At 64.5% G+C, this 9,385-nt stretch carries 8 protein-coding genes; 1 reads left to right on the top strand and 7 read right to left on the bottom strand.

Translation table 11 applies throughout. The features are described 5' to 3' along the window. The 6 genes from MOV75_RS16510 to MOV75_RS16485 all read right to left on the bottom strand — a co-directional run. Window positions 1–899 (bottom strand): branched-chain amino acid ABC transporter permease (locus tag MOV75_RS16510; protein ID WP_247006206.1); only part of this gene is annotated, 899 nt, incomplete at its 3' end. 54 nt (window positions 900–953) lie between these two features. Next, complete coding sequence (locus MOV75_RS16505) at window positions 954–2,111, bottom strand: ABC transporter substrate-binding protein (RefSeq protein WP_246924626.1); 1,158 nt, start codon at window positions 2,109–2,111, stop codon at window positions 954–956. Window positions 2,112–2,170: 59 nt separating this feature from the next. Further along, a complete protein-coding gene (locus MOV75_RS16500) occupies window positions 2,171–2,749 on the bottom strand; it encodes an alkylhydroperoxidase domain protein (RefSeq protein ID WP_246924623.1) in 579 nt (192 codons plus the stop codon). A 15-nt stretch (window positions 2,750–2,764) separates the two neighbouring features. Further along, window positions 2,765–3,364, bottom strand: coding sequence for a CMD domain protein (locus MOV75_RS16495; RefSeq protein ID WP_246924621.1), 600 nt, complete (start codon window positions 3,362–3,364; stop codon window positions 2,765–2,767). 37 nt (window positions 3,365–3,401) lie between these two features. After that, window positions 3,402–4,436 carry a putative FMN-dependent luciferase-like monooxygenase gene (locus tag MOV75_RS16490; RefSeq protein WP_246924618.1) on the bottom strand — a complete coding sequence of 345 codons (1,035 nt, stop codon included), beginning with the start codon at window positions 4,434–4,436 and terminating at the stop codon, window positions 3,402–3,404. Between the two features lie 149 nt (window positions 4,437–4,585). Next, window positions 4,586–5,368, bottom strand: coding sequence for a MetQ/NlpA family ABC transporter substrate-binding protein (locus MOV75_RS16485; protein ID WP_246924616.1), 783 nt, complete (start codon window positions 5,366–5,368; stop codon window positions 4,586–4,588). Between the two features lie 365 nt (window positions 5,369–5,733). Between MOV75_RS16485 and MOV75_RS16480 the strand changes: the two genes are divergently transcribed. Continuing rightward, window positions 5,734–7,521 carry a peptide ABC transporter substrate-binding protein gene (locus tag MOV75_RS16480; protein ID WP_246924614.1) on the top strand — a complete coding sequence of 596 codons (1,788 nt, stop codon included), beginning with the start codon at window positions 5,734–5,736 and terminating at the stop codon, window positions 7,519–7,521. A gap of 1,263 nt (window positions 7,522–8,784) precedes the next feature. Here MOV75_RS16480 and MOV75_RS16475 read toward each other — a convergent pair. After that, on the bottom strand, window positions 8,785–9,385 hold a 601-nt coding region (locus MOV75_RS16475; RefSeq protein ID WP_247006205.1), incomplete at its 5' end, for a substrate-binding domain-containing protein.

Below are 9,385 nucleotides of genomic sequence, written 5' to 3'. Positions count from 1 at the left end.
ATGAACGTGCCGGTGAGCGGCTCCGGCGGCGCCTGCCGCGCGCTGGCGAACAGGCCGTTCGGGCGGAGCACGAGCACGACGACGAGCAACAGGAAGGCGAACAGATTGCGGTAGCTGGTGCCAAACATGGCAACGCCATAGCTCTCGACGAGACCCAGCAGCAGGCTGCCGATCACCGCGCCGGGTACGTTGCCGGCACCACCGACGACTTCGGCGACGACGCCCTTGAGCGTCGCCTGCAGGCTCATCGCGGTGTCGATCTGGTTGTAGTACATGCCGACCAGCATGCCGGAGACGCCGCCGAGCGCAGCGGCGATGCCGAACACGGCCTGATTGACGCGGTTGACGTCGACGCCCATCTGCATCGCGGCGTCGCGGTCCTGGGAGGCGGCGCGCACCGCCCAGCCGAGCTTGGAGTAGCGCAGGAACACGAACAGCAGCAGCGCGCTGGTGAGGCCGACACCAGCTATGAGCAGATCAAGGGGTCCGATCGTGCCGCCGCCGACCTGGAATCGGACATCCGGCAGCTGGCTCGGCAGCGCGCGCGGATTGGGCGAGAAGGTCAGCATCACCAGCTGATCGAGCACGAAGCTGATGCCGATCGTCGCGAGCAGCGGCGCGATACGCACCGAGTTTTGCAGCGGACGAAGCCCGAACCGCTCGATGATCAGCCCGACGATCGCGGCGGCCACCGCGACCACGATGATGGTGAGCGGCAGCGGCGTATGCAGCTGCACCACCGCCACCCAGCCGATATAGGCACCGACGAGATAGATCGAGCCTTGCGCAAAGTTGATCAGCCGGCTGACGCCGAAGATCAACGCAAGCCCGACCGCAACGAGCGCGTAGACATTGCCGACGATCAGCCCGTTGATGGTGTAGTCGAGCCAGGAAGACACGCAGCGTTCCTACTGAAGGGAGAACGGGCTGGAGCGATCGCTCCAGCCATGAAGTCAAGTCGGCTTGCCGTCCCAGAGCGCGAACTGGCCCTTGCGGACGACAAGCTCGGCGTTCATGGCGCCCTTGACGCGGCGGCTCTCGACGTCAAACGTGGCCTGGCCGAAGATGACGCTGGAGACGTCCTTCACCTTGGCGAAGGCATCGCGGACGGCGCGGCGGTCGGTGCCGCCGATCTTGACGACGGCAGCGGCCATGTTCATCGCGTCATACGAATAGGCGTTGAAGGCGTCGGGCTCCTGCCCGCCATACTTCGCCTTGAAGCCTGCGATGAACTTCTTCACCTCGGGCCTGGGATCCTCGGGGAAGTAGCGGGTGCCGAGATGGACGTCCTCGACCGCCTCGCCGCCGAGCTCTATGAATTTCGGTGAGTAGACCGAGCTTGCGGCGCAGATCAGCTGCTTGAGTCCGACCTGCCGCGCCTGACGCGCGATCAGCGCACCGTCGGAATAATAGGAGATCAGGATCAGCCCATCCGGACTGGCGTCACGCACCCGCACCAGCGTGGAGCGGAAGTCGCGCTCCTCCGCGATGTAGCCCTCGGTCACCGCGATTTCGGCGCCGTATTCCTTCGCCGCCTTGACGAAATAGTCGCGGCTGGTGCGGCCCCAATCGGTGTTGAGGTGCAGCACTGCGAGCTTCTTGAGGCCGAGCCGCTTCACGGCATAGGCCGCCAGCAGCGGCTGCTCGTCGGCCTGGCTGACCGAGGTGCTCCACATGAAGTCGCCGCCCTTGGTGAAGTCAGGATGCGAGTTGGTGAAACCGAATTGCACGAGGCCGCCGCGCTGGTAGATCGGCGAGGCCGCCATCGAGGCGGGACTGGAGAAGTCGCCGAGCTCCATGACGATCCGGGGATCGGACACGAACTTCTGGGCGATCGCTACCGACTGGCGCGGATCGCTCTGGCTATCCTCGAACTGGTAGGCGAGCTTGCGGCCGTTGATGCCGCCGGCAGCCATGATCTCGTCGAGCGCGAGATCAAAACCCTGCTTCCACTGCGTGCCATATTGCGCGTTCGGTCCCGTGAGCGGACCGCTGACGCCGAGCAGGATCGGTTCGGATGTCTGCGCGACGGCGGCGCGCGAGAAGGCTGCGCCCGCCATCATGGCGGCGAGCGAGCCCTTGATCAGGGTACGACGATCGATGTTGCTCATGCACGGCTCCATCCACTCAGGTGTTGAACAAGCAGCAATTCCCATGCCGGTGAAATTGCCTATTTCGAGGGCTCGCCGAGCGACAGCATGAGCCGGTTCGCCCAGTTGAAGAACGAGGCACCATTGATGACGTCGACGATCTCGGCATCGTCGAGCCCGGCGCGGCGCAGGTCGGCGATATTGTCAGGACCGAACGTGATCGGCGTCGCGGCCAGCGCCACCGACGCCTTGACGATGGCGTTCCAGCGCTCGCCGAGATCGGCCTCGACGCCTTCATCGAGCAGGCGCTGCACGTCCTCGCGGCGCTTGGAATAGGTGCTGGCGAAGCGCGCATGCACGGACGCGCAATAGATGCAGCCATTGTAGCGCGAGGTCGCAGCCGCTGCGAGCTCGCGCTCGGCGCGCGGCAGGCCGTCGGCGACATTGTAGAAGATGTCCTTGTCGGTCTTGGTGCGGGCTTCCAGGACTTCCGGATCGCGCACCAGCAGGCGGAAATATTCGGACTTGGCGCGGGCGCGATCGACCAGGCCGGCGTAATGCCGCTCGGTCAAACCGGCCTCGGGCAGCGGGTCGATCCACGATACCCAGCCCAGTTCGTCCTGGGTGAAGACGACGGGGGGATTGACGGTGGCGCTCATGATTGCGGCCTCCTCTTATGTGTTCGCCGCGGCGAGCGTGCGCAGGCCGCTGACGACCCGCACCTGGAACGACAGGAACGCGACGAGCTGGGAGAAGGTGACGATGCCGGTGTTCGACCAGCCGGCGTCCAGCAGCGCCTTCATGTCGGCGGATGCCGCATCGCGCGGCCGGAACACCAGCAGGTGCGCATGCTCGAGCGCTGCGACGAGCCTGATGCCGAGAGCGGACTTACTCGCCGCACTCACGCGATAAATCAGGCCGGCAGTGTTCTCGACCGACAGCGGACCGGCAGGATACGAGCCATAGGGACCCGAGGTCCTGCCCCGCGCGATCTCTGCCTCGATCGCTGCCAGCAGGCGCGCGCCATCCGCGTTCGCGGCAAGCTTCTCGCGATAGAAGGCGGCAACGGGGGATTCGCCGTGAAGTCCGGTCACGAAGGCCGCGATCGCGGCACGTTCGGCCAGTGAAAAATCGCTCGCGTCGATCGGCTCGAACAGGGAGAGATAGCTCTTCTGCGCATTCTCGCGCGCCTGCAGGCGGCGGGCGCGGATGGCGTCCAGAGCCGAGCCCGGTTCGATCCCGGCGAGCGTGTCGATGATATCTGTTGTTGCCATCATTGAGCCTCGTGCAACGCGATCGCGTTCATAGCGGTTAACCTGCGAGCGCCACTTCGGGTGCCGTCCTGATCCAGCCCAGCGCCGGGGCAACCTTCTCCGCGACCAGATCGATCGAGCGCAGGACATGGGGATGGGGCGCGTCGACCGAATGCACCTGGAAGACGAGATCGGTCACCCGCTCCAGCGTCGCGTCGGTGCGGAGCGAGGCAATGACGTGGTCGGCATCGCCGACATGCGTGTCGAACGCCGTGATCATCTCCTCCAGCGTCTCGCCCGGCTTGGCGTGGCCGCCCTTGAGAAACTGAGGCAGCGCGCGGCGCAGCCCGATATCGGCAAAGCGCATCGCCTCCGCATGGTCGTCGGCCACGAACACGCTGCGCGAGGCCATGATGCGGGGCTCGACTCCCTTGGGCAGCGCTTCCAGATAGGCATCGATCACCGGATTCTGGATCTCGGCGAGGGTCGCCTTCGGCGCCTCCTTGGTTCGCGGCTGGGTGCGCGACAGCAACAGGCCGTCGCCCGCCTTGCCGGCACGGACACCACCCGCGACCGAGAACGTTGCCTGCCAGATCCGCTTGTCCAGCTGCGGCCGCTGCGGATAGATCGTATCGCCGCCATCGAGCGGCTTGCCGACCAGGGCTATGCGGACGACCTCCAGATTGCGCGCAAAGATCTCGTTGCGCTGGGCGCTGTCGAGACCGAAGGCGGCAAAGGCCGACGGATTGCCGCCGGTGCCGACGCCGAGCTCGAAGCGGCCGTTGCAGATGAGATCCAGCACCGCGGCGTCCTCCGCCACCCGCACTGCATTCTCCAGCGGCAGCGTGACGATGCCGGTGCCGAGGCGGATGCGCGAGGTCTGGGCTGCGACATAGCCGAGGAACGTGAAGGGTGACGGCAGGCCGCCTTCGCGCTCGTGGAAATGATGCTGCGCGATCCACGCGGAATCGAGCCCCGCCTTTTCGGCGCGCACGATCTGCTCGGCCGCGAAGCGGTAGCGGTCGGCCGGCGGGGCCTCGTCGAGCAGGCGCGTGAAGAACCCCAGGCGTTTCAGATTTGCAAAGCGTTTCATGCGACCCCTGTCGGGCGAGGATGGCCAGGCTGCCGATGATGTCGGTTACTGCTGCTCCAGACAAGCGGGCATTGCGCAAGGCTCATACGCAAGGCTCGTACGCAACGCTGCCCGCCGGGATCGCCCTGCGCTGGAGCTGGGCAGACTGCCTACCAGCTCGGCAGCACCGCGCCCTTGAACTTGGTCAGGACGAACTCCTTGACCTCCGGCGTGTGATAGCTGTCGACGAGGATCTTGACCCAGGGCTTGTCCTTGTCGGCGGCGCGCACGGCGATCAGGTTGACGTAGGGGCCCTTCGGGTCCTCGCGCAGGATCGGATCCTTGACCGGATCGAGGCCCGCCTGGGTTGCATAATTGGTGTTGATCGCGGCGGCGTCGACATCGTCGAGCGCGCGCGGCGCCTGCGCCGCATCGACCTCGATGAATTTCAGCTTCCTGGGATTCTCGGTGATGTCGAGCACCGTGGGCTTGAAGCCCGTGCCGTCCTTCAGCTTGATCACGCCCTTGTCGCGCAGCAGCAGCAGCACGCGGCCGCCATTGGTCGGATCGTTCGGGATCGAGACCTTGCCGCCCTCGGGGATGTCGGCGAAGGCCTTGTGCTTCTTCGAGTAGACGCCGATCGGGAAGTTCACGGTCAGGCCGACGGCCTCGATCTTGTAGCCGCGGTCGGCCTTCTGGTTGTCCAGGTAGGGCTGGTTCTGGAACGAATTGGCCTGGATATCGCCGGCATCGAGCGCGGCGTTCGGCACGACATAGTCCGAGAACTCGATGAGCTGGATGTCGAGGCCGTTCTTCGCCGCAATCGGCTTCACCGCCTCGAGGATCTGCGCATGCGGCCCCGGCGTCACGCCGACCTTGATGGTCTCGGCGGCAGCGCTCGCCGACCACGCGGCCAGGATGGTTGCAAGGATCAGGGGAAGGCGAAACGACATCTTGGTCTCCGAAGGTCTAGAGCAGCGAGTGGAACCGTATTCGCTTCTCCGTAGGCCGAAATCAATGAAATGGATATCCATATTGAGTGCTTGCGGCGGGCACGCGTTCTCCATTCGGCAGCAAACGCGAAACGAATTCACGGGGCTGCGGCCACGCCGCCCGCGCGGTCCGGCGCGACCTTTGAGCAGTCAAGTTCGCGACGAGTTCGTCGCCTGGGTCGTTCCGGCGGCGGTCGAGTTCGTGGCCCTGCAAGGACGTTCCCATCGTCATTTCGTCGCATGGCCCTGCGGCCACGCCAGCATTGCCGCCTCTTGCATGATGCCACATGATGGCGGCGAGTGATGTCTTCGAGGTGGAGGGTCTGATGAACGAGAACGAAATCCGGAATCTGGTCGCGGAGGTGAAGCATGGCACGCTGTCGCGACGCTCGTTCATCCAGAAGGTGGCCGCGGTCGGAATCGCAGCACCCATCGCGAGCCAGATCCTGGTCTGGAATGACGTGGCGATGGCGGATGCCACGTTGCCGTACAAGCCGACCAAGGCCGGCGGCGGCGGCCCGCTGAAAATGCTGCTCTGGCAGGCCCCGACCCTGCTCAATCCGCATTTCGCGATCGGAACCAAGGACCAGATCGCCTCGCGCGTCTTCTTCGAGCCGCTTGCCGGCTGGGACAAGGAGGGCAATCTGATCCCCTGCCTCGCCGCCGAGGTTCCGACCAAGCAGAACGGCGGCCTCGCCGCCGACGGCATGAGCGTGGTCTGGAAGCTGAAGCAGGGCGTCAAGTGGCATGACGGCAAGCCCTTCACCGCCGACGACGTCGTCTTCACCTGGGTCTATGCCGCCGATCTCGCCACGGCCGCCTACAGCACGGGATCCTACAAGGACATCAAGGTCGAGAAGATCGACGACCATACGGTCAAGGTGTTCTTCAAGGCGCCGACGCCGTTCTGGGCCGATCCCTTCGTCGGCTCGGTCGGCCAGATCCTGCCAAAGCATCATTTCGGCGACTACGCCGGCGCCAAGTCGCGCGAGGCGCCCGGCAATTTGAAGCCGGTCGGCACCGGCCCGTACAAATTCGTCGAGTTCAAGCCCGGCGACCTGATCCGCGCCGAACGCAACCCCGATTATCACATCAAGAACCAGCCGCATTTCGACACGCTCGAGATCAAGGGCGGCGGCGATGCGGTGTCCGCGGCGCGCGCCGTGCTGCAGACCGGCGAATATGACTTTGCCTGGAACATGCAGGTTGAGGAGGAGGTGCTCAAGCGCATGGAGGCGAGCGGCAAGGGCAAGCTCGACGTCACGCCGTCGGGCAATGTCGAGTTCATCATCCTCAACACGACGGATCCCTGGACCGAGGTCGACGGCGAGCGTTCGAACGCCAAGACCAAGCACCCGACGCTGTCCGATCCGGCCGTGCGCAGCGCGATCAACCTGTTGATCGACCGCGACTCGATCCAGAAATTCATCTACGGCCGCGGCGGCGTCGCCACCGCGAGCTTCGTCAACGCGCCCAAGCAGTTCAAGTCGCCCAAGCTGAAATACGAGTTCAGCATCGACAAGGCCAACAAGCTCCTCGACGAGGCCGGCTGGAAGAAGGGCGCGGACGGCATCCGCGAGAAGGACGGCAAGAAGCTCAAATACGTCTTCCAGACCTCGACCAACGCGCCGCGCCAGAAGACGCAGGCCATCATCAAGCAGGCCTGCGAGAAGGCCGGCATCGACATCGAGATCAAGTCGGTCACCGCATCGGTGTTCTTCTCCTCCGATGTCGGCAACCCCGACACCTATTCGAAATTCTATGCCGACATGGAGATGTACAACACGACGCAGCCGCAGCCCGATCCGGAGCGCTTCCTGAACCAGTGCGTCTCCTGGGAGGTCGCCACCAAGGACAACAAATGGCTGGGCCGCAACATCTCGCGCTGGTCCACTCCCGAAGCCGACAAGGCCTACAAGGACGCGCAGAACGAGCTCGACCCCGTCAAGCGCGCCGCGCTGCTGATCAAGGTCGACGAGACCTTCTGCGACGCCCACGTCTTCCTGCCGCTGCTCTCGCGCAACATCGTCAACGCCGAGGTCAACAGTCTCATGGTGGACATCTCGGGCTGGGACACCATCACGTGGAATCTGGCGGCGTGGCATCGGGCCTGAGGGGACGGGCAGACATCGTTGGCGTTCACTTTCGTGTCCCGGCGCTGCGTCCGGGGCACGAGAGCCGAGTGAGGGCGCACGCTCTCTTCCCGTCATTGCGAAGGCGGGGAATCCAGTACGCCGCGGCTTCTCGGTTCAATCACGGTCGTCTCGGAGTACTGGATCGCCCGGTCAAGCCGGGCGATGACACCGAATGTGTGGCCGCTGCCGTGTCGTAGGGTGGGCAAAGCGAAGCGTGCCCACGTATCTTTCGCGACCGAGAGAGACGGTGGGCACGGCGCAAGAGCGCCTTTGCCCACCCTACGATATCGAATTTGTGACACGCAGCTCGACTCACAGACATGCCTTCGCATTCTCGCGGCTTGAACCACCCGAGCTTTGCTTCGTCTCGTCCCCCTTTTTAAGCCAAGAGGGCGCAGGGAAGGCCGGGTGCCGGCTGGCACCCGCGGTCTGCTGCGCGAATAATGCGCAAAGGAGACCGCACAGCAGCATACAGGTGTCGCCGATCACTCGGCCTTCCCTGCGCGATGGCCGGACGGCTTATGCCGTGATCTCCCGGGAGCCGAACTTTCCTTCTGGCCTCCCTCACCGTCCGAATTGACGATGCCGTCCGCCCGGTTGGGCTCGCGCACATCTTCGAAAGGCTTGACCGTAGCAACGACGGCCAGGACCACACGGTTTTGCCGTACGCACGGCCCGCCATGTCGCCGCAGTATTTCCAGCCCTGTCGACAAAGCCGAAAACTTACAGGCAAGACGAACCTAGCAGCGCCGCTCGTCTGCACGCAGGTATCGAGCTCACAGGGACTACCCGCCCTGCCCGCCCCATCTCGTGCCGACGCTGCCGCGTCCACCGCAGCCCCGGCTCGCGATGCGTGACGACACAAGATCGCCCCTCTTGGATGAGCCGGGATGAGCGACACATACGATAAAACCGAATTTCGGTAAAGTGGAATATTTTCGCGGGGAGGGGTTGACGGGGTGGCGACACAGGAGGTTACCCGGCGACGGCTTTACGGCTCAAGGCCGCCGCATATCTCACAAGGCAGAGGATCAGGCCAATCGACACACGGTTGTGCACCATATCGATCTGAATACAATGCCCACGACTGACGGTTATCTTTCAACTACGAGGATTTTTATGAAATGGGTTGCGCTCCTATTCGCACTGATTAGAGCGGAAGCGAAACCCATCGTCTCGCCGCGCGGCCAGAATTGATGGGTTTCGCTTCGCTCTACCCATCCTACGCACCTCGCGCCCCCCTCACCCCGCTTCAAACGCCCCCCGCGCCGCCTTCACCGACGATGCGATGAACCGGTGCACTTCCTGCACTCTCCGCGTTCCGTGCGTGTCGGGATGTGACGTCAGCCAGTAGTTTCTGACGAAACGCACTTCCGGCAGCAGGCGGCGGAGCTCGGGGTAACGGCTTGCGGCGTAGTCGTGCAGGATGCCGATGCCGTGTCCGGCGCGGACTGCCTCGATCTGCGCGACGATGCTGCCGCATTCGTAGCGGCGGGACATCAGGCGCCCGAGGGCGGCGGCATAGTCGAGGGCAGGGCTGTAGGCGAAATCCTCGATGTGGGTGACGAACAGGCGGCCGGCGAGATCGGCCTGCATCTCGATCGGCCCCTCGCGCTTCAGATAGGCTTTCGAGGCGTAGACGCTGAGGCTGTAGTCGGTGAGCTTGGACAGGATGAGCCGGCCCTGCTTCGGCCGGTCCAGCGTGATCGCGATATCCGCCTCGCGGCGCGACAGCGAGAACGTGCGCGGCAGCGGCACGAGCTGGATGACCAGTCCCGGATGGCGCGCCGCCAACGCGCCGAGATGCTCGGCGAGGAAGAAATTGCCGAGGCCATCGGGCGCG

The sequence above is a fragment of the Bradyrhizobium sp. PRIMUS42 genome, from assembly GCF_023006515.1.
Classification (GTDB): Bacteria; Pseudomonadota; Alphaproteobacteria; order Rhizobiales; family Xanthobacteraceae; genus Bradyrhizobium.
The sequence above is the reverse complement of the archived record's forward strand: the minus strand, read 5'-3'. Positions and strand labels throughout refer to the sequence as shown.